Origin of the sequence: Tautonia sociabilis, from assembly GCF_003977685.1 — a bacterium.
Classification (GTDB): Bacteria; Planctomycetota; Planctomycetia; order Isosphaerales; family Isosphaeraceae; genus Tautonia; species Tautonia sociabilis.
The window spans coordinates 91,781-111,104 of sequence record NZ_RYZH01000001.1 but is presented as its reverse complement, the minus strand read 5'-3'; the positions used below and the strand labels follow the sequence as shown (position 1 = coordinate 111,104).

The following is a 19,324-nucleotide window of genomic DNA, read 5'->3' as shown; positions in this document are numbered from 1 at the left end:
CCAAGGATCAAGAGGAGGCCAGCATCTCGGCGATCTCTCGCATCGAGATCGTCCGGCGGGCCGGGTCGGGAGCCAGCGCCCGGAGAAGGATCGGGGCGAATCGCGGGGGCACCTGCGCGGCGAGGTCCTCGGGGCGAATGGTGCGGATCGCCTCGAACACCTGGAGCACGTTCTTGCCCCCAACCGTGCGCCGGCCGGTGAGCAGCTCGAAGAGGATGCACCCCAGGGCGAAGACGTCGGAGGCCATCGACGACGGCTCCCCCCTCGTCTGCTCCGGGGCCATGTAGCCCGGCGTCCCGGTCAGGCCGGAGCCGTGAGCCCCCCAGCCGTCGGCCGTCTCCATCGGGTCGACGGTCGGCCGGATGCGCCGGGCCAGGCCGAAGTCAACGATCTTGGCCCGATCGGCGTCGTCCACCAGGATGTTCTGCGGCTTCAGGTCGCCGTGCACCACCCCCGCCTCGTGCGCCGCCGCCATCCCCGAGGCAACCTGTCCGGCGATCGCCGCCGCCCGGGGAACCGGCAGCCCCCCGGCGGCCATCAGGCGGTCGAGCCGGGTGCCGTCGAGGTACTCCATGGCGATGATCGGCACCCCCTCGGCATCATCAACACTGTAAATAATGCAAATATTGGGATGATTCAGCGCCGCGGCGGTCCTCGCCTCGTCGAGCACCGCCCGGGGCCTCGCCGCGGCCCGGGGGCGGAGCACCTTTAGCGCCACCCGGCGTTGCAGCGTGGTGTCCAAGGCGAGGAAGACCGAGGAGAAGGAGCCCTCCCCCAGCCTCCCCTCGATCCGGTAGTGCCCCACCACCCGGCCGGGCCCGAGCACCCGGGTCGGGTCGAGCACCTCGTCGCCGGGGGCCCACGACGACGGGCACATGCCGCCACTCCGTAACGCCCCCAGCACCCGGAGCACCTCCTCGGCGTTGCGCCCCACGCCGAGCGCGTGCACCACCTGGTACTGGATCCTCCCCTCCGGGTCGACCAGGAACAGCCCGCGCAGCGCCACCCCCGGCGGATCCTGGTAGACCCCCAGCGCCCGGCTCAGCTCCCCGCCCTCGTCGCTGGCCAGCGGGAAGGGCAACGGGCCGATCCCCCCCCGAGCCGGGTCCGACTCCAGCCAGCGGCGGTGCGACTCGAGATCGTCGCAACTGACCGCCAGCACCTCACAGCCCAGCCGGCGGAACTCGTCGAAGCGGTCGGCGAGGGCCGTCAGCTCGGTCGGGCAGACCAGCGAGAAGTCCCGGGGATAGAAGACCAGCGCCAGCCATCGGCCGCGGTAGTCCGCCAAACGAGCCCGACACGCCTCTCCCCCCGAGACGGCGGCGGGCAGGTCGAATTCCGGGACCGGCTCGCCAATCGTCGCTCCCCCCGCCACCGTCACCCCCCGGCCCCGCCCCCAACCGCCACCTCACACCGCTCCCCGGCCGACCGCCTCGGCCCGACACCACTCTACCATCCCCCCCCACCCGCTCGCACGGCCTGGACCCGAACCACTGGCGGAACCATCTTGACCAGACAATACCATCGATGGTACCATGCAATATCAGCATCGATCCTCCGGGCGACGCATTGGACTTCGACCGCCCCGAGGACGATACAGAGGGTAAGATGTACCTGGTGCGAGGGCGCCAGCCCGGCGGAGCCCGCAGGCCAGGGCGTGCGATCGCGAATCACAGCTAGCTCCCCGGAGAGGACCCATGAGCAGCCTCCCCCTAGGCCGCCGCGCGGGTGATCGTTACCGCCCCTCGAAGCATCGCCCGACGGTTGAGTCGCTGGAGCGGAAAGCCCTGCTGGCGACCTTTACCGTGACGAGCAACGCGGACACGGGGGACAATAACAATCCCGGCACCGGCACGCTCCGCGCCGCGATCCTGGCGGCCAACAACAACGCCGGCCTGGATACAATCGCCTTCAATCTGCCTGGCGGTCAGACGACGATCACGATGGCCTCCCAGCTCCCGGCCATCACCGACCCGCTGACGATCGACGGCACGACACAGCCCGGCTTTCAGCCGGGCCGGCCGCTTGTCGAAATCGCCGGCGGCACCGGCACGCAGACCGGGGCCGGCGACGGATTGGTGATCACCGGCGGGGCCTCCGGATCCACGATCCGAGGACTGGCCATCAATCGCTTCAGCGGCAATGGCGTCTCGATCGTCGGGGCGGGGAACAACCGCCTGGAGAGCAATTTCATCGGCGTCGGGACCGACGGCGTCACCGATCTGGGGAATGAGGGACACGGCGTCCTGATCCAGTCCTCCAGCGGGAATGTCATCGGCGGCGACCCGACCCGCAGCAACACCATCTACTTCAACGGCCGCGACACCTCGTTCAACGGCATCACGATCATCGCCGTCAACAACCCGGCGATCAATAACCGGATCGTTTACAACGCGATCGCCTTCAACGGCGGCCTGGGGATCGACCTGGGTAACGACGGTGTCACGCCCAACGATCCGGTCCCCGACAGCGACTCCGGCCCCAACCGCCTGCAGAACTTCCCGATCATCACCCAGGCCGTACGGATCGAGCCGCTCAACGGCCAGCCCAGCTCGACGATCTCCGGCACCTTGAGGGCGGCGCCGAATACCTCCTACACCATCGAGTACTATGAGAGCTCCGGCGCCGACGCCAGCGGCTTCGGCGAGGGGGAGCAGCCCCTGTTCATCCGGCAGGTCAGCACCGACGCCAACGGCTTCGCCTCCTTCACCGATACCCCGTCCCGGCTGCTGACCGCCAATGCCTTCCTCACCGCCACCGCCACCGACCCCCAGGGGAACACCTCCGAGTTCTCTCCCGCCCAGCCGATCGAGCTCCGATCCGGCCGGGTCGACCTGGCGATCCTCGAGGTCAAGGATTCCCCCGACCCGGTCGAGGCCGGGCAGGTGCTCACCTACGAAGTCACCATCGCCAACCTGAACTTCTCCAATCCCTCCGGCCCGGCGGAGCTTCAGGTCCGGCTCCCCCAATCGGTTTCTCCGGTCACTCCACTGCCCCCCAACTTCACCCAGGACCCGAACGACCCAACCCTGCTGATCGCCGACCTTGGCCTGCTCACCGGTGGTCAGCGCCTCACGGTCACCCTGCCGGTCATCCCCTCCCAGGCCGGGATCGTCCAGAGCACCTTCTCGGTCACTGGCGGCATCGCCGACCCCAACACCCAGAACGACCGGGCCACGGCCGACACCCAGGTCACCCTCAGCCCCGACACGTCCATCGTCAGCTTCCGCATCCGGGACTTCTCGGTCAGCGAGGCCGGCGGCCTGGCCACCATCGAGGTCGAGCGGTCCAATTCCCTCGTTGGCACCGTCGACGTCGACTACACCACCACCGACGGCTCGGCCACTGCCGGGACCAACTACCAGGCCACATCCGGCACCCTCTCCTTCGGGAACAACGAGCGGACCAAAACCTTCACCATCCCGATCCTCGACAACGACACCATCGACCCGAACCGCACCGTCAACCTCATCCTCAGCAACGCCCGACGCACCGACGACCCGAGCGGCACAGCGCTGGTGGGCGTGCCCAGCCGGGCCACGCTGACCATCTACGACGACGACCCGGTTCCCGCCCAGCCGCAATTCCTCTCCTTCTCCGCCGCCAACGTCTCGGTTCAGGAGAACGGCGGCCAGGCCTCCATCGTCGTCCGGCGCAGCGGAGGAACCGCCGGGGTCGTCTCGATCCCCTACACCACCGCCTCCGGCTCGGCCGTCGCCGGCGCCGACTTCGTCTCGACCTCCGGAACCCTGACCTTCGGGAGCGGGGAGCTGGAGAAGACGATCACCGTGCCGATCATCGACAACTCCCAGCGCGACGGGAATCGCTCCTTCACCGTCTCCCTTGGCAATGGCACCGGCGCCGCCCCGGGCCAGCCGAGCACCACCACCGTCACCATCATCGACGACGAGACGCCGCCGGCCGGCTTCTTCCAGTTCTCGATGGCCGACTACACCGCCAACGAGGCCGACGGCAAGGCGACCATCCGAGTCACCCGGACCGACGGCTCCGGATCGGCGACCGTCTCCTATGCGACGACGCCGGGCTCGGCCCAGCCGGGCGTCCGCTATCAGCCCACCTCCGGCACCCTGACCTTCGGCGAGGGCGAGACCGAGAAGACCTTCGACATCCCGCTGATCGACACCGGCACGTTCGAGGGTCCCCAGACGGTCAATCTTCAGCTCGGCATCGGAGCCGGAGCCGGAGCCGGGCCGATCACCCAGGCGACGCTGACGATCACCGACGACGAGACGCCCCCCCAGAGCGTCTTCCAGTTCTCCTCGAGGCTGGTCGACGTCGAGGAGTCGGCCGGGGTCGTCCGCCTGACGATCAACCGGACCGGGGGCACCCTCGCCACTTCCGAGATCAGCGTGGCCACCTTCGGCGGCGACGCGGTCCCCGGCGTGGACTATCAGCCCCTGGCCACCCGCGTCACCTTCGCCCCCGGCGAGACGCAGAAGACCATCGACATCCCGATCCTCGACAACGCCGTCTTCGATGGCGACCGCGGCTTCGCCGTCTTCCTCGGGTATCCGGACGAGAACTCCGTCATCGGCGACCCGGCCGGTGTGATCGTGTCGATCCGGAACGACGACCCCGATCCCGTCACCCCGCTGGTCCTCGACGTCCGCTCGGTCAGCCCCGGCGCGGCGACCTCGGTCGTGGCCATCAACTTCAGCAAGGCGATGGACCCCGCCACCACCCTCTCGACGGCCAACTACACCGCCGTCGCCCTGGGACGGGACGGCCTCCTCGGCACCGCCGACGACCGTGCCGTGCCGATCGCCGGCGTCGAACAGTCGGCCGACGGCACGATCGTCGCCCTGACCCTCGCCGTTCCGGTGCCTGCGGGTGAATTCGTCTCCATCCGCCTCAACGGCGAACCCGGCGGCCTGAAGGACATCACCGGCAACCTGCTCGACGGCGACGCCGACGGCGTGGCCGGCGGCACCTTCGCCACCACGCTGGCCCGGGCCTCCCGGCTCTCGTATCGCGATACCGATGGCGACATGATCACTTACGCCTCCACCGGAGGAGGCCTGGTCGAGGTCGTCCGAGGCGCCCCCGGGGCCGGCGACCTCATCCGGATGGTCAATTCCATCCCCGGCCGGACCGTCCTCCGGGGTCAGGTCGTCCGCCAGCGGGGAGGCGACGGGCTCGCCCGGATCTCCCACATCGAGGGGATCGACCCCTTCGGCCGAGTCCGGTCCGCTCTCCGGACTCCCCCCTTCCTCGACCTCAGCCAGCTCTCGCCGGCCGCGGTTGACGCCCTGCTCGCCTCGGCCACTCGACGAGCCCGGCGCTGACCCCTCCCTGGGACCTCGACCACCGAGGCCCCCCTCGACTCCCCCGCACCGCCCCCCCGACCGGCGCCGACCCCTCGGCATCGATCGAGGGGGCGGGCTTCGTTCGGGCCCACTCGCTCCCGAATCCCGGATCACCGGAGAGCCGGCCCCTCGGGCGTCGCCGAGCCAGGGCGGATTGCTCGGGTCCCGGTCAGTCCGATCGACCGGGGCCGGAGTCCTGCCGGGATCGGAGCGACGGCCCCGGGGTCTGGCCGTCTCGCGGGGCGATCGAACCAGTCGTCCGGGATCCAGACCCGACGGCCCGCGTCCAATCGATTGCCAAGGAGCAGGCCAGGAAGACCGGCCCGGCCACAAGCCCGGCGCGCCCTCCCGCGAACGCGCCGAGAGCCGCCAGGTCGAGGAGCCCGATCGCCAGTTCCGATGGCGTGGTCGTCCAGAGGCCGTCCCGGAAGAGAATCGGGGAGGCCGCTGCGATCGAGCCGCCGGCGCCCCCTCCCCAGAGGATTCCCCGCACCACCCCGCCGGTCCCCCGTCACCTCGATCGAGAGACGCCGATCGCGATCGCCCCGAGCACGACCCGGACCGGATCGAGCTGACTTGCCGGAATCCCCCACTCCTCGATCAGAAGGGAGAGCCCGAGGCGATCATCGCCACGAGGACCATCATCCTTCCAATCGTGAACCTCCTCCCGCCGGCCTGTTGCTCTTGGCTCAATCGCATCGCATGATCCCTCCAGCATCCCGATCGAAGGCGTCGAGGCCGCGTCACCCATGTCGACTCCATCCCAGAGCGAGGTTGCCAGCCTCTGGACCTTCGTCCCCTACGTCTCCCCGATGCTGGCGTACGTCCTGCTGACTCAGGCTGAGGCGTACATCCCGGAGGATCGGCAAGCGACCTGGTACCCGGTCGCCTACGCGATCAAGGCGGTCCTCGTCCTCGCGATCCTCGTTCTCCTCGGCCGGAGGTCCTTCGCCGACCTGAAGCCGATGCCCGGCCCCGGGGGATGGGCGCTGGCGGTCGGGATCGGCCTGGCGGTGACGGCGGTCTGGGTGGGAATCGACGGGCACTATCCTCCCCTCCCCTTCGTGGGGGGAACTCGAGAGGCCTTCGACCCGAGCGTGCTCCCCCCGGCGGGCCGCTGGGCGTTTCTCGCCGTCCGGTTGTTCGGGCTGGTCCTGCTGGTGCCGGTCTTCGAGGAGCTGTTCTGGCGGTCCTTCCTGATGCGAGTGGTCATCGATCCCGACGACTTTCGTCGAGTGCCGATCGGCCGGGTCACACCCCTGGCGGCGGTGATCACCTCGGTCGGTTTCATGCTCGTCCACCCGGAATGGCTACCGGCCCTGCTGACCGGACTGGCCTGGGCCTGGCTGTTGCACCGGACCAGGAGCGTCTCGGCCTGCGTCGCCAGCCACCTCGTCGCGAACCTGGCGTTGGGGATCTACGTGATGGCGACCGGATCGTATCAATTCTGGTGACAGACCGGCACACCGGGCTCGCGTCCGAGGGGGTTGGATCCCCGTGGCGCCCCTTCCCCCGGGACATGCGATCGGCATAATAGATCTGTCGGGCCACGCCGCGACCGATCGTCCCCGGGGCCGCTCCGCACGCCCCCCCCTCCGACGGCCCGCGCCCCCCTTCCCTTACTCCTGCCGGAGGACGAACACCCATGAGGCGCCTCTTCGCGACGCGGACCGGAGTCCCGGTCGCCGCCCTCGCCCTGCTGTTGGCCGGTTGCGGCGGCGGTTCGGGCGGAGGGGACGAATCCCTGGTCGTCGACCTGCGGGATCCCTCGTTCGCCGGCCCCCAGGGCGGCGGCCCGGCGGCCCCCGCGGCCGCTCCGCCGCAGGCCCCGGCCGCCGCGGCGGAGGCCCCGGTCGAGGGAGCTCCCGTCTTCTCTCCCATCGCCCAGGGATCGGCCCCCGCAGGAAACGCCTCCGGCCCGGTGGCCGCTCCCGGTTCGCCGGTCGCCTCCGGTTCTCCGATCGCCGCGGGCCCGTTCGGCGTGACCTCCGGCCCCGCGGCCGAAGGGGCCCCGGCCGGGCCGTCCTCCTCGCCGACCGCGGCCGGCCCGGCCGGCGACCTGGCCCTGAATGAGATGCTCGCCGCCGCCACCGCCGCCAGCGACCCGTCCGCCTCCCGAGGCCGATCCGACGCCGTCGCTCCCGCCTCGGGCGGCCCGGGGGGCTCCTCCTCCTCCGGCATGCCCCGAGGCGGCATGAACGAGGAGATGATGGAGATGATGGCCGCGCAGGGCATGGGCCCCGGCGGCTACGGCGGTCCCGGAGGCTACGGCGGTCCTGGAGGCCGCCCCGGAGCCCCGACCGGCCCCGGCATGGAAGGCTTCGAGGGGATGGAAGGCTACTACCAGGGGAACCCGGGTGGCGGGCTCCAGCCCGGCATGGAAGGCGGTTTCGGCCCCCAGGCCGGTTTCCCCGGCGCCGGCGGCTCCAACGAACCGGCCGACTTCACCTCCCCCCAGGGGGCCGTCGAGGCCTTCCTCAACGCGGTGAAGGCGAAGGATCTCCAGCTCCTTCAGGAGGCCACCGCCCTCCGCGCTCCCCGAGAGGCCGAAACCGCCGCCCGCCGCAAGGTCTTCCAGGCGATCCGGGAGATGAGCCTCACCGACCAGGAACTCGCCGACATCGCCGAGGGCCTTGACGGCTTCCAGATCGCCCAGATGGCCCCGATCACCGAGCGAGGGATCGTCACCTTCATCCTGCGCAAACAGGGCGAATACGGCAGCATTCTCCAGCGGACCATCGACGTCCGCAAGGAGCGAGCCGGCTGGAAGGTCAACGACGTCAGCGGCGTGTCCGAGATCAAGCAGGTCGGCGGCCGGGCGATGCAGCAGCGATACGGTCGGGACCGGAACACGTCGGGCAACAACACCCCCTGACCGCACCTTCTCGATTGACCAGACGAACCCTTTCTATCGCGCCGGTCGCCGCGATTGAAACAATGTCGTCTCCCTTCTTACGTCAAACCGCCCGCCGACCCGAAAAAATCCGGGTCGGCGGGCGGTTTTCCTTCAAGTTCTCGGGTTGAACTGCCGAAGAATGGCGTTTTTCCTCGGTTTGGCATTCGGGGTGCACGGGACCCCGGCATCACCTCTCGCCATTCCGACGCAGGACGCGATGGAATCGGATCCCGGAACCCAACCCGGCCCCGACCGGCGAAGCTTTCCGGTCGTCGACCGCCGCCCAAGGAGGGAGCGCGCATGGACTGGACTCTCGTCCGCTTCGGCATCGTCCTCGATTCGATGGTCATTCTCTTCCAGGTCTTCGGTGTGTTGGCACTGTGCCTGACCCGCTTGTTCGCCGCCCCGCGCTGGGCCCAGCGCGGCCAGTGGGCCTTCGTGGTCGCGGTCGTCGGCCTCGGAGTGGCCGGCGCTCTCTGCGGCCACCAGGACTCCGAGTTCGGTCTCTTCGCGGGAATGACCATGACCGGCCTGCTGATCGCCATGACTCTGGGAGGCGGACACGACTACTCCGAGCCGCCGGCCGTCTTGTCCGCCCCCGAAGGCCCGGCCTCCCCCTAATCCCTCCGCGATCGGGTTAAGGGACCCGGACAGGTTTCCCTGACCCGTTCCATCCTCATCGGGGCCGCAAGGCCCCGTTTTTTTTTCCGCCGACGCGGTTTGCCGCGCACCGATCAGACCACCAGCGTTCGCTCATCGGCCCGGAGGGAGGCGATCGGCCTCGGGCGTTCCCTGGCCGCGATCGGCCAGGAGGAGGCCGGGGCTGGGGGCCTCGGGGACCTCGACCTCGGCGCGGGGCGGTTGGCCTCGGCCGCGGGTCCGGGTCCGGAGGGACCGGGACGGCGAGCGATCCGGGACGGGCGTCCTCCCGCTGGACGCCCGGGCCGGCGGACGGTCGGCATCGGCGGGAAAGGATGGATCTCATGATCGCGATGCAGAAACGGATTTCGATCGCATCCGGCGTGCTGGCCGCGGTCGTCGCCGCGGCGAGCCCGGCCCTGGCCGGGGACCGCTTCTCGAATCAGCAGACGGCCGACTCCGTCGCCGCGGCCCTGCGCTCCGTGCCGGCCCTCTGGGGCCAGCAGATCTCGATCGAGGCCCGGGACGGCGTGGTCACGCTCTCCGGCGTCGTCGCCGAGGACGGCCAGCGCACCGCGGCGATCGAGCGGGCCCGGAACCTGGCCGGTGTCTCGGCCGTCGTCGACGCCATCCGAGTCGGCGCCGACGCCGGGCTCGACCAGACCCAGTACCAGATCGCCCGCGGCGGCCACCTCCCCGGGACCGTCATGGACGGCTCGTACCTCGGGGGCGCCCCGGCGATGGACGGCGCCACCTACGTCGGCGATGCCGGCATGGGTGGCCCGATGCCCGAGGGCCCGGCTGGCTTCGGCGGCGCCACCCAGGCGTCGACCCCCGGCTACCCCAACTACGCGTGGCCCAGCTACGCCCCTTACCCCAACTTCTCGGCCGTTGGCTACCCGACGGCCTACCCCTGGCAGGCGTGGCCGAACATCGGCCCGTTCTATCCGTACCCGGAAGTCCCCCTCGACTGGCGCGCGGTGACGCTGCGGTGGGATGACGGCATCTGGTTCCTCGACTTCAAGAAGCACTACACTCGGCCGTTCTTCACGCCCTACCCGTTCGGCCTGTTCGCCTACTGAGATCGGACCCCGGCCCCCGGGAACCGGCGAGAGCGGCCACCGGAGCGTTTTCCCGACGCCCCCAAATGGCCCCCGCCCCCGGGGACGGACCGATCGGCCGACGGGGCCCCGCGCAATGGCGGGGGGAGGCACTTCCGAGGCCCGGGGTCGGGCGTCGCTTCGGCGGCGTCCCGGCCCCGGGCCACTTTTCGTCCCCGCCTCCCCGACCCCCTCCTCCCCGACAGGACGCTCCTCCAGGCGCCTCCAGCCTCCCTCCGGGGCTCCTCCTCGATCGATCGCTTCGGGAACCGAGCGATGATGGCGTCGCTCCTCTCACCGATCGCTCGACAGGGGATCGCTCGACCCGCTTCGATGCTCGCCCCGGTCCTCGAGGCTCTCCCCGTGTCGGATCGCGAGGGAGGGCCTTCCACAAACGGAACGACCCCGGCCGAGCGCCGTCGGGGCGGCTCGCGGCCGGGGTCGAGCAGCAACATCGGGGGCGTCTGCCTCGGGGCCCGACGCCTTAAGGATTAATACTGGTCGGCGCTAACAACCTCGCCGCCGTCCCGGCTGCCCAGGGACATCCAAACCTGCTGGCTGACCGTGTCCTTGACGAACCGGACCGAGCCGTCGCCGAACATGACGTTGACGCCGCCCGGGTGGATGCTGGAGGGGACGAACAGGTGGCCGAAGTCGGTGCCGCAGCCGGAGCTGCAATCCCATCGGCAGGCGCTGAAGGGGAATTGCTTCGAGTTCGGCGTGAGGATGATGTTCGTCAGGGTCAGGCCCGGCGAGCCGGTCTGCCAGCGAGCACCCCGGTTGGAGTTCGAGCCGGGGGTGGACAGCATGGTCTGCAGACACTGCTGCGCCTGCTGGATGATCAGCGGCATGTTCGAACGCGCGTCGTACATGCTCCAGCCCCCAGGCTGACCGATGCCGGAGGCCATCATGCGGTACTTCTTCTGCAACTGCTTATAATCGCCGGTGAGAGCCTCGACGTAGGCAATTGTGTTCGACGAGCCGTCGAGGATGTCCTGGATGCCGTAGGCGTTGTACCTGGGGGCGTAGATGCCGTTGGTGTCGGTCGCCCAGGGATCGGTGCCGGTGCCGAAGGAGCCGTGATAGCTGTTGAAGTGGTCCTTGCCGGCGTTCGGGTCGGAGGGGCAGAGGAAGCTCGCCACCTTGATGTTCCAGACCGTCCGATTGACGATGTTGCCGTAGTCGTACCAGACCGTCCAGTCAAAATTGCAGGCGTTGTAGACCTGCGTCTGCTCCAAAAACGGGAGCATCATGGCGTGGGCGCTGAAGGTGCCCCAGTCGGTGGCCACACCCGGATTGGAATAGGCGCGGGCGTTCCCCATGGCGAACGTGCCAACGGCCTGGTGATAGTTGTGCATCGCCAGGCCCATTTGCTTCAGGTTGTTGACACACTGCGAGCGCCTGGCAGCCTCACGGGCCGATTGGACCGCGGGAAGGAGCAGGGCGATAAGGACGCCGATGATCGCGATGACCACCAACAGCTCGATCAGCGTGAACCCGCGACGATGGCGGATATGCATTCGAAAGTCTCCGAGCAGCATGGGTGGGAATGAAGGCGGTTCAACGCTGAGGGCCGCCACTCTTCATGTACTCTTCCATGGCCTTCTGACCGGCGTCATCGGCGGCCTCGGCTTCCGGAGAGATCTGGACTTCGCCATCGTCCCCGCCACCGCCGCACCCCGGCAGGGACGAAAGGCCAATGGACACCGCGAGCAGCAGGGCGATCGATACGAGGCGACTCATGAACGAATGAACTCCACCTGGATGCATACATGAAGTAGCCGACCCATCCCCCGTGAGGTGTCCACTGGCCCGATTCCCGGCAAATCGAAGCGGATCGATCTGCGGACGGATATCGCACGGAAGAGAAAAGGGAACGTACCCCAGAACGGGATAGGTCATTAGGAAGTCTACTCGAAACCATAGGGGTCTTTCCACTGGAGTCCAACCGTTTTCCAACACATGCAGGGCGGCGCCATCCCACGCGCGATGGCCTGGCGGGGGAGTGCGCACCGCTCCCGACTCGCCTTCGAGAGCCCGGGAGCGCTTTAATCCGAGCGGAGCGGGGCCTGATGGCTCCGGCGAGGCGACGTGGGTCATCCGGGCGACGAGCCCTCGCCTAGCGGGGGGAGTGCCTCGGCCTCGAGCAGCCCGCTCCGGGCCTCGTCGTCGAGCGGGTCTTCGCCGAGCGCCAGCTGGAACCAGGAGCGGGCCTCGGGCCGAAGCCCGGCGGCCAGACACGCCGAGCCGAGCCGCTTGTAGAGGGTGGCGTCGTCCCCTGAGCGATCGGTCCCCAGGGCCTGGCCAACCAGCTCGTAGAGCCGTCGGAGCGCATCGGCCCGCTCCCCGGCCTGGTCGGCGCGATCGTCCTCGCCCAGTCGGCGAAGGGCGAGGGCGAGGTTCCTGAGGACCTTCTCCTCGTCGACCGGGCCCGCCTTCAGGGCCGATTCCAGCGCCTGTTTCGCCTCGGGGTATTGGCCTCGAGCCAGGGCCAGCCGGCCCCGGACGTAGTCGAGTTGCGGGTGCCCCTCGGGGGCGTCGGCGAGCATCGCCTCGGCCTCCTCGATGTCCTGGCGTTCCAGCGCCAGTTCCACGCGAAGGGCGATCGCCTCCGGGTCCGACGTCGGCAGCGGCTCCAGCAGCCGGGCCGCCTCGTCGAGCCGGACCAGGGTGATCAGGTTCCGGACGAGGGCCACCCGGGACCAGCGGTCCTCCGGGTCGGCCTCGACGGCCTTCGCCAGGGTGGCCGCCGCCTCCTCCGGATTCCAGCTCGTCCGGTGGAGCAGGCACCAGACGAGCACCTCCGACGGCAGCAGCCGCATCGGGTCGGCCAGGGCGAGGAACTGCTCGCGCGCCGCCGACCGGCGGAGCTGGTAGCCGTAGATGTAGATCAGTTCACGGCGAGCCGTGTCGATGCTCGGGTCCAGCCGCAGGGACTCGAGCAGGGCAAGCTCGGCCTGCCGGAAGCGGTGCCGGCGCAGCTCGATCTGCCCGGTCCGCAGCCAGGCGACCCCGATGCTCGGGAAATCGTCCGGCACCCGATGCAGCAGCGTCCTTGCTCGCTCCGACTCCCCCCTCCCCAGGGCGACCCGGGCCCGGAGGATCAGATCCTCGGGGGCCGGCGGACCGGCCGCCTCGATCCGGTCCAGCAGCCGATCGGCCCGGTCGTACTGTTCCCCCTGGATCAGCCGCTCGGCCTCGGCGCGGAGCGCGCCCGGATCCCTCCGCGACCCGACGGCGAGGGCCGTCGCGATGGAGACAATGGCCAGCGCGACGACCACCGCCCGGGCGATCGCCCGGCGCCTCACCCCCCGTCGGGGATCGGAGACTCCGGGATCGGCGGGGGTTGGTCGTCCCTGGGTCGGGTCCATTGGCCCTCCGATCGATCGGTCGGGGCGGGGCGGGGCGGGCGGTGTGGGTGGGATCGGTTCAGAGCACGCCGGCGGTCATCTCGGTCAGCGCCCGCAGCAGGGTCTCGATGTCCTCGGTCGTGTTGAACGGCCCGGGGCTGACCCGCAGCGTACCGTCGGGAAAGGTGCCGAGCGCCTGGTGGATGTACGGTGCGCAGTGCAGGCCCGCCCGCACGGCGATGCCGTGTCCCGAATCGAGCGCCAGCGCCAGATCCTGAGACGGGAAGACCTCCGGGTCGGGCGGGATGAGCGACAGCGCGCCGACGTGAGCATCCCGGTCCCAACGCCCGGCGAACCGCCAGCCGTCGCCGTTCCCCTCGACCCAGTCGACGACCCGCTGCAAGAGGTCGACCTCGTGCGTCCGATTCGTCTCGACCCCCCGCTCGGCCACCCAGCGGACCCCCTCCGCCAGCCCGGCCACGCCGAGGACGTTCGGCGTTCCCCCCTCGAGCCGGTATGGCAGCTCCTCCGGCTGGACGGGGTGCTTGGAGTCCCCTCCCGTCCCCCCCTCGCGCCAGACCCGCAGCTCGGCCCGAGGACCGACGTACAGGGCTCCGGTGCCGGTCGGGCCGTACAGCGCCTTGTGCCCGGGGAAGGCGAGCAGGTCGATCGGCGTCCGCTTCAGGTCGATCGGCACCACACCCGCCGACTGCGCCGCGTCGACAAGCATCAGCGCCTCCGCCTCCCGGACGATCCGGGCGATGGCCTCGATCGGCTGCACCGTGCCCAGCACATTGGCCGCGTGCGTCACGGCCACGAGGCGGGTCTTCGGCGTCAGCGCCGCCCGCAGTTCGTCCGGGTCGAGGTAGCCCTCGTGCGACGCCAGGCGGGTCAGCGAAATGGCTCCGGCCCGCTCCATCGCCACAAGCGGCCGGCTGATCGAGTTATGCTCCAGATCCGACGTGATCACGTGATCGCCTGGCCGGATCGCCCCCTTGATGGCGATGTTCAGCGCGTCGGTGCAATTCAGGGTGAAGACCCAGCGCTCAGGAGCCTCTCCGTTGAAGAATTGGTTAAGCGTGTGTCGGGCCCGGTCGAGCTCCCGCTCCGCCTCGGTCGCCATCCGGTGTCCCGAGCGGCCCGGGTTGGCCAGTTGAGTCCGGGCGAAGCGGTCCAGCGCCTGATAGACAGGCTCGGGCTTGGGGAAGCTGGTGGCGGCGTTGTCGAGGTAGATCATGGGAACGGTGTCCGGGACGTTAGATTCGATGAGTCAGGCTGTCTGGTTCGAGGGGCGGGTGGTCACGGGCACGATTCGAGCGGCAAGAGAACGCGGTGTGGAGGACGGGGGGCAGAGGGCAGAGGCAAAAAGCACGAAGACAGAAAGCAGAAGGCAGAGGCAGAGGCAGAGGCAGAAGGCAGAGGCAGAAGGCAGAGGCAGAAGGCGGAAGGGGAGGATCGAGCGGACGGGTTCAGCGATTCGGATCGGACTGGGAATCAGGATCGGGAGGGCAATCGGAGGAGGATCGCAGCTGAGATTCCCAGGACCGGCGAGCGGCCTCCTGGAGTTCATTCAGCTGGGCCAGAAACTCGATCCGACGGGCATCCCTCGTCCGACGGTCGCGCGTGGCCTCATTCTCGAAGCGATTCCCCTTCCAGTCGGAGTTCTTCACCGCCTCGATCCAGGCTCCCAGTTGCCTGGAGATACTGAGTGCCCTCTGCCGCAGACGCTCGACCTCCTCCCGGATGGCGGACCACTCCGTCCCCCGCTCGAGAATCGCGAGCATCGACCGGACCTCACCCGCGGACCCTCTCGCGTAATACAGGAACGTCAGCAACTCCGCCGTCGAGCCCCGCTCGTACCCCTCTGCGATGTTGTTCGAGATCGACACCGCCGCCCGCTCCAGCTGATCCCTCAGCCCCGCATGAGGCCCGAGCCCTCCCCTGTTCGTCAGATCGAAGACCCCGACCGCCAGCTCGAGCGCCGCGTTCCAGACGGGGAGTTCTTCGATCGTCCTGTATGCCATGACCCCCTCCCTCGCCTCGAATATCTCCGATCCGCTCTCCGCGATTCACCGTCGCTCCGATCCGCTCTCCGCGATTCTCCAGTTTTCCGCTTCTCCGTCTCTCCGATCCACTCTCCGCGATTCACCGTCGCTCCGATCTTCTCTCTGTGATTCCCCGTCTCTCTCCGATCTGCTCTCCGCGATTCTCCGCCGCTCCGATCTGCTCTCCGCGATTCTCCGCCGCTCCGATCTGCTCTCCGCGATTCTCCGCCGCTCCGATCTGCTCTCTGTGATTCCCCGTCTCTCTCCGATCTGCTCTCCGCGATTCTCCGCCGCTCCGATCTGCTCTCCGCGATTCTCCGCCGCTCCGATCTGCTCTCCGCGATTCTCCGCCGCTCCGATCTGCTCTCCGCGATTCTCCGCCGCTCCGATCTGCTCTCCGCGATTCTCCGTCTCTCTCCGATCTGCTCTCTGATCTCCGCTCCTTCGCTCCCGCTCCCCCTCCTTAACTCCCCACGAACTGGGCGTACAGCGTCCTCGCCTTGGCGATATCGTTGGTCCCCTTGATGATCGCCCGACCGTCGGGAAAAACGGTGAATTCGTGCCCCTCGGTGGCGAAGCGGAGCATGTACTGATTATGGCGAACCTGGCCGAGCGGGGCGAGCCGTCCGGCGAGTTCGGCGAAGTCGAGCGGCTGGTCGCGGCGGACGGCCACCTGCACGGCGTTTCGGCCGCAGAGGGCGGTGGTGTGCGATCCCATCCGGCCCTCCAGCCACTCGAACTCGCGACGGCCGCAGCAGGGGCAGTCGACCTTCCCCTTGAGCGAGGCGATCTTCAGGCGGCGGAAGGACCAGTCCCACAGGTCCACCATGAGGAGTTCTCGGTTGATCGCCTCGTGCTTGCCGGCGAGGATCTTGATCGCCTCGACCGCCTCGAACGACGCGACCACCGCCACCGCCGGCCCGAGCACACCGGCCGTCTCGCAGGTCGGGGTCATGCCCGGCGGAGGGCTGGTCTCGATCACGCAGCGGAGGCACGGCGTCTGGCCGGGCAGGATGGTCATCGTCTGCCCCTCGCTGCCGATCACGCCGCCGAAGACCCAGGGCTTGCCCAGCTTCACGGCCGCGTCGTTGATCAGGTAGCGCGTCTCGAAGTTGTCGGTGCCGTCGAGGATCAGGTCCGCGTCGCCGACCAGGTCCAGGATGTTCGTGTGGTCGATGTCCGTGACGACCGGCTCGATGGTCACCTGGCTGTTGATCGCTCGGAGCTTCCGAGCGGCGGCCTCGGCCTTGGGCAGGTTCTCGGCGACGTCCGTTTCGTCGAAGAGGATCTGGCGCTGGAGATTGTGCGTCTCGATGAAGTCGCGGTCCACCACCCGGACGAAGCCGACGCCGGCCCGAACCAGGTGGTTGGCCAGCACCGTGCCCAGGGCGCCGCAGCCGCAGATGGTCACGCGGCTCCTCACGAGATTCCGCTGGCCGTCCTCCCCCAGATTCTGAAAGCGGATCTGGCGGCTGTAGCGCTCGAGTTCGGCGGGGACGTCGGCGAAGGGTTGCATGGTCGGTCCGGATCTCGATCCAGGGGTAAGGTTCGATCGGTCGATTGTCCGTCAGGGGGAGGCCGACGTCGCGGCCCGCGCCCGATCCGAGCGCGGGTGCCCGGCCACAGCGCGGGCCGCCAGGACGATCAGGGCGCCCAGCGTCCCGAGCAGCAGGGCCACCAGATGATGGCCGACGACAAGGAACGAGACGACCTGCCTCGTGAAGCCGGCGACCTGGTCGGGGGTCAGCGCGACCGGCGGGCCGATCAGCCGGTCGTAGGCCGCCGCGAGCCATCGCGTCGTCACCAGCCCGCTCGGCCTCCCGGCGTTCGAGGCGATGAAGTACGCCCAGGCCGGCACCGCGAAGCCCGAGGCCAGCGCCCGGGCCCGTCCTCGGGTCGCGATCGGCGCGACCGCCGCGACGGCCAGGATCGCCAGCGTCATCCCCGAGACGACCCGGGCCTCCAGCCGGGCCGCCGCCGCGAGGTACGCGCACGCGACGCCGGCCGCGGCCACGGCCGCCAGCAGCCTCCGAAGCGAGTAGCGGGGACGAGCCATCGGGCGATCATTCCTCGGCCCTCGGCCGGCTCAGCCCCCGGCGATCGCCGGGATGATGCCGACCTCGTCGGTCTCCTTGACGGGGGTGTCCAGATCATCCATGAACCGGATATCCTCGTCATTCACGAACACGTTCACATACTGGTGCAACTGGCCCTCGCCCGCGAAGAGGCGCTTCTGCAGGTCCGGGTGCTGTCGGGTGAGGTCGGCCAGGACCTCGCCGACGGTGGAGCCGGCGGCCTCGACGGTCGCCTGGCCGCCGGCGCTGGGACGGAGGGGGGTGGGGATGCTGACCTTGGCCATGTTCGGGCAGTGCCTCGCTGCGGAAAGGGGGGGGATCGGCCGGAGGGCGAAGGACTGATGCCGGGTGATCGGACGCGAATCGGGGGCTCCCCGATCGCCCGGCGTCGGCCGTCCGGCCTCGAACACCGGCTCAGGCGCCGGCGGGAGCCAGCTCGGCCTCCGCCGGGGAGGCGCCGATGAGCGACTCGAACTCGGCGAGCGTCGGCCTGATGACCGGAGGCCGAGCGATGCGATCGATCACCGCCTCCTGGGTCTTCAGGCCGTTGCCGGTGATGCAGACGACGGTGGAGCCGTCGCGGTCGATCTTGCCCTGCTCGATGAGCGTTCGGGTGACGGCCAGGGTCACGCCGCCGGCGGTCTCGGCCCAGATCCCCTCGGTCTCGGCCAGCAGCTTCATGGCGTCGATGATCGCCTCGTCGTCCACGTCCTCGCCCCAGCCGCCGGTCTCTTTCATGAGCTTCGAGGCGAAGAAGCCGTCGGCCGGGTCGCCGATGGCCAGGCTCTTGGCGATCGTCCGCGGGTCGCGCACCGGCTTGATGCGTTTCGCGTCGGTCTTCACCGCGTTGGTGATCGGGTTGCAGCCCGTGGCCTGGGCGCCGAACATCCGGGTGCACACCGGGTCGATCCAGCCGAGCCCCTCCAGTTCCTTGAACGCCTTGTGGATCTTGCCGATCAGGCTGCCGCCGGCCATCGGGACGACGATGTGATCGGGAGCCCGCCAGCCCAGGTCCTCGGCGATCTCGAAGCCCATCGACTTCGACCCCTCGGCGTAGAACGGCCGGAGGTTGACGTTCACGAAGCCCCAGCCGAAGCGGAAGGCGATCTGAGAGCAGAGGCGGTTGACGTGATCATAGTTGCCGCTGATCGCCACCACCTTGGCGCCGTAGATCGTGGCGCCGAGCACCTTGCCCTGCTCCAGGTTGTCCGGGATCAGGACGTAGGCCTCCAGCCCCGCCGCCGCCGCGTTGGCGGCCACCGAGCCGGCCAGGTTCCCCGTCGAGGCGCAGCCGACGGTGTCGAAGCCCAGCTCCACCGCCTTCGACAGCGCCACGGCGACCACGCGGTCCTTGAACGAGAGGCTCGGATAATTGACCGCGTCGTTCTTAATGTACAGCTCGCGCACCCCCAGCGCCTCGGCCAGACGGTTGGCCTTCACCAGGGGGGTACCGCCGACCTGCAGACCGACGGTCGGCTCCCCGTCGATCGGCAGCAGTTCCCGATAGCGCCACATCGTCCGGGGCCGGCGTTCGAGCGTCTCGCGGCGGAGGGACCGGCCGATCGCCTCGTAGTCGTACTCGACCTCGAGCGGGCCGAAGTCCTCGGTGCAGAAATTCAGCGCCTCCTTCGGGTAACGCTTGCCGCAGAGGCGACACGTCAGGCCGCGGACGAATTCGGAACTCACCGATGGTCCTCCCCAGGTCGGCTCGGCCCGCCGGGCAGCCGATTGTGCCGCTCGATCCGGGGAGGATCGAGGGGGATCGGGCCGGGAGGGCCGGCTCGGGTCCGGGCGCCCGGACGGCCATCGGGACGTCCCCGAGGCGGGCCGAGAGGCTGGGCGCCGTGGTCCGGTCCGGATCCGGGGCGCATCGCTCCGAGCGGCCTCGGGGG

General features: G+C 69.4%; 16 protein-coding genes. 6 read left to right on the top strand and 10 right to left on the bottom strand.

The window, feature by feature from the left end; translation table 11 throughout:
* Positions 1-7 precede the first annotated feature (7 nt).
* Positions 8-1,375, bottom strand: a complete 1,368-nt coding sequence (locus TsocGM_RS25700; RefSeq protein WP_158633313.1) for a protein kinase domain-containing protein — start codon at positions 1,373-1,375, stop codon at positions 8-10.
* Between the two features lie 322 nt (positions 1,376-1,697).
* Here TsocGM_RS25700 and TsocGM_RS00445 point away from each other — a divergent pair, with 322 nt between their 5' ends.
* The 5 genes from TsocGM_RS00445 to TsocGM_RS00425 all read left to right on the top strand — a co-directional run bounded on the left by TsocGM_RS00445 (position 1,698) and on the right by TsocGM_RS00425 (position 9,944).
* Positions 1,698-5,306 (top strand): Calx-beta domain-containing protein, encoded by a 3,609-nt coding sequence (locus tag TsocGM_RS00445; RefSeq protein WP_126723350.1) that lies wholly within the window; start codon positions 1,698-1,700, stop codon positions 5,304-5,306.
* 770 nt (positions 5,307-6,076) lie between these two features.
* Positions 6,077-6,781, top strand: a complete 705-nt coding sequence (locus TsocGM_RS00440) for a CAAX prenyl protease-related protein (RefSeq protein ID WP_126723349.1) — start codon at positions 6,077-6,079, stop codon at positions 6,779-6,781.
* 191 nt (positions 6,782-6,972) lie between these two features.
* On the top strand, positions 6,973-8,202 hold the full coding sequence (locus tag TsocGM_RS00435) for a hypothetical protein (RefSeq protein ID WP_126723348.1): 1,230 nt from the start codon (positions 6,973-6,975) through the stop codon (positions 8,200-8,202).
* A 321-nt stretch (positions 8,203-8,523) separates the two neighbouring features.
* Positions 8,524-8,844: a hypothetical protein gene (locus TsocGM_RS00430; RefSeq protein WP_126723347.1), complete on the top strand. Its 321-nt coding sequence runs from the start codon at positions 8,524-8,526 to the stop codon at positions 8,842-8,844.
* Between the two features lie 362 nt (positions 8,845-9,206).
* A complete protein-coding gene (locus TsocGM_RS00425) occupies positions 9,207-9,944 on the top strand; it encodes a BON domain-containing protein (protein ID WP_126723346.1) in 738 nt (245 codons plus the stop codon).
* Positions 9,945-10,453: 509 nt separating this feature from the next.
* Here TsocGM_RS00425 and TsocGM_RS00420 read toward each other — a convergent pair.
* From TsocGM_RS00420 to TsocGM_RS00400, 5 genes are all read right to left on the bottom strand, one after another.
* The gene (locus TsocGM_RS00420; RefSeq protein ID WP_126723345.1) at positions 10,454-11,482 is read right to left on the bottom strand and encodes a DUF1559 domain-containing protein; all 1,029 of its coding nucleotides are present in this window, start codon (positions 11,480-11,482) and stop codon (positions 10,454-10,456) included.
* Positions 11,483-11,522: 40 nt separating this feature from the next.
* Positions 11,523-11,705 carry a hypothetical protein gene (locus TsocGM_RS00415; protein ID WP_126723344.1) on the bottom strand — a complete coding sequence of 61 codons (183 nt, stop codon included), beginning with the start codon at positions 11,703-11,705 and terminating at the stop codon, positions 11,523-11,525.
* Between the two features lie 353 nt (positions 11,706-12,058).
* Entirely contained in the window at positions 12,059-13,333 is a 1,275-nt protein-coding gene (locus TsocGM_RS00410) for a tetratricopeptide repeat protein (protein ID WP_126723343.1), read from the bottom strand.
* 58 nt (positions 13,334-13,391) lie between these two features.
* Entirely contained in the window at positions 13,392-14,549 is a 1,158-nt protein-coding gene (locus TsocGM_RS00405) for an aminotransferase class V-fold PLP-dependent enzyme (RefSeq protein ID WP_126723342.1), read from the bottom strand.
* Positions 14,550-14,781: 232 nt separating this feature from the next.
* Positions 14,782-15,336, bottom strand: coding sequence for a four helix bundle protein (locus tag TsocGM_RS00400; RefSeq protein WP_126723341.1), 555 nt, complete (start codon positions 15,334-15,336; stop codon positions 14,782-14,784).
* A gap of 291 nt (positions 15,337-15,627) precedes the next feature.
* Between TsocGM_RS00400 and TsocGM_RS27830 the strand changes: the two genes are divergently transcribed.
* On the top strand, positions 15,628-15,882 hold the full coding sequence (locus TsocGM_RS27830; protein WP_126723467.1) for a pentapeptide repeat-containing protein: 255 nt from the start codon (positions 15,628-15,630) through the stop codon (positions 15,880-15,882).
* Here TsocGM_RS27830 and TsocGM_RS00390 read toward each other — a convergent pair.
* The 4 genes from TsocGM_RS00390 to thrC form a co-directional block, all read right to left on the bottom strand.
* The gene (locus tag TsocGM_RS00390; protein ID WP_126723340.1) at positions 15,821-16,873 is read right to left on the bottom strand and encodes a ThiF family adenylyltransferase; all 1,053 of its coding nucleotides are present in this window, start codon (positions 16,871-16,873) and stop codon (positions 15,821-15,823) included. The genes TsocGM_RS27830 and TsocGM_RS00390 overlap by 62 nt on opposite strands.
* Positions 16,874-16,924: 51 nt before the next feature.
* Positions 16,925-17,413, bottom strand: coding sequence for a hypothetical protein (locus TsocGM_RS00385; RefSeq protein ID WP_126723339.1), 489 nt, complete (start codon positions 17,411-17,413; stop codon positions 16,925-16,927).
* Between the two features lie 30 nt (positions 17,414-17,443).
* Positions 17,444-17,716: a ubiquitin-like small modifier protein 1 gene (locus TsocGM_RS00380; protein ID WP_126723338.1), complete on the bottom strand. Its 273-nt coding sequence runs from the start codon at positions 17,714-17,716 to the stop codon at positions 17,444-17,446.
* A gap of 130 nt (positions 17,717-17,846) precedes the next feature.
* Positions 17,847-19,118 (bottom strand): threonine synthase, encoded by a 1,272-nt coding sequence (gene thrC, locus TsocGM_RS00375; RefSeq protein ID WP_126723337.1) that lies wholly within the window; start codon positions 19,116-19,118, stop codon positions 17,847-17,849.
* Positions 19,119-19,324: the final 206 nt, after the last annotated feature.

Excerpts from the sequence above, each read along its gene's own strand:
- TsocGM_RS00440 (WP_126723349.1), top strand. The coding sequence starts at position 6,077 with ATGTCGACTCCATCCCAGAGCGAGGTTGCCAGCCTCTGGACCTTCGTC.
- TsocGM_RS00420 (WP_126723345.1), bottom strand. The coding sequence starts at position 11,482 with ATGCATATCCGCCATCGTCGCGGGTTCACGCTGATCGAGCTGTTGGTG.
- TsocGM_RS00435 (WP_126723348.1), top strand. The coding sequence starts at position 6,973 with ATGAGGCGCCTCTTCGCGACGCGGACCGGAGTCCCGGTCGCCGCCCTC.
- TsocGM_RS00425 (WP_126723346.1), top strand. The coding sequence starts at position 9,207 with ATGATCGCGATGCAGAAACGGATTTCGATCGCATCCGGCGTGCTGGCC.
- TsocGM_RS00410 (WP_126723343.1), bottom strand. The coding sequence starts at position 13,333 with ATGGACCCGACCCAGGGACGACCAACCCCCGCCGATCCCGGAGTCTCC.
- TsocGM_RS00430 (WP_126723347.1), top strand. The coding sequence starts at position 8,524 with ATGGACTGGACTCTCGTCCGCTTCGGCATCGTCCTCGATTCGATGGTC.
- TsocGM_RS00380 (WP_126723338.1), bottom strand. The coding sequence starts at position 17,716 with ATGGCCAAGGTCAGCATCCCCACCCCCCTCCGTCCCAGCGCCGGCGGC.
- TsocGM_RS00390 (WP_126723340.1), bottom strand. The coding sequence starts at position 16,873 with ATGCAACCCTTCGCCGACGTCCCCGCCGAACTCGAGCGCTACAGCCGC.
- TsocGM_RS00385 (WP_126723339.1), bottom strand. The coding sequence starts at position 17,413 with ATGGCTCGTCCCCGCTACTCGCTTCGGAGGCTGCTGGCGGCCGTGGCC.
- TsocGM_RS00400 (WP_126723341.1), bottom strand. The coding sequence starts at position 15,336 with ATGGCATACAGGACGATCGAAGAACTCCCCGTCTGGAACGCGGCGCTC.
- TsocGM_RS00445 (WP_126723350.1), top strand. The coding sequence starts at position 1,698 with ATGAGCAGCCTCCCCCTAGGCCGCCGCGCGGGTGATCGTTACCGCCCC.
- TsocGM_RS00415 (WP_126723344.1), bottom strand. The coding sequence starts at position 11,705 with ATGAGTCGCCTCGTATCGATCGCCCTGCTGCTCGCGGTGTCCATTGGC.
- TsocGM_RS00405 (WP_126723342.1), bottom strand. The coding sequence starts at position 14,549 with ATGATCTACCTCGACAACGCCGCCACCAGCTTCCCCAAGCCCGAGCCT.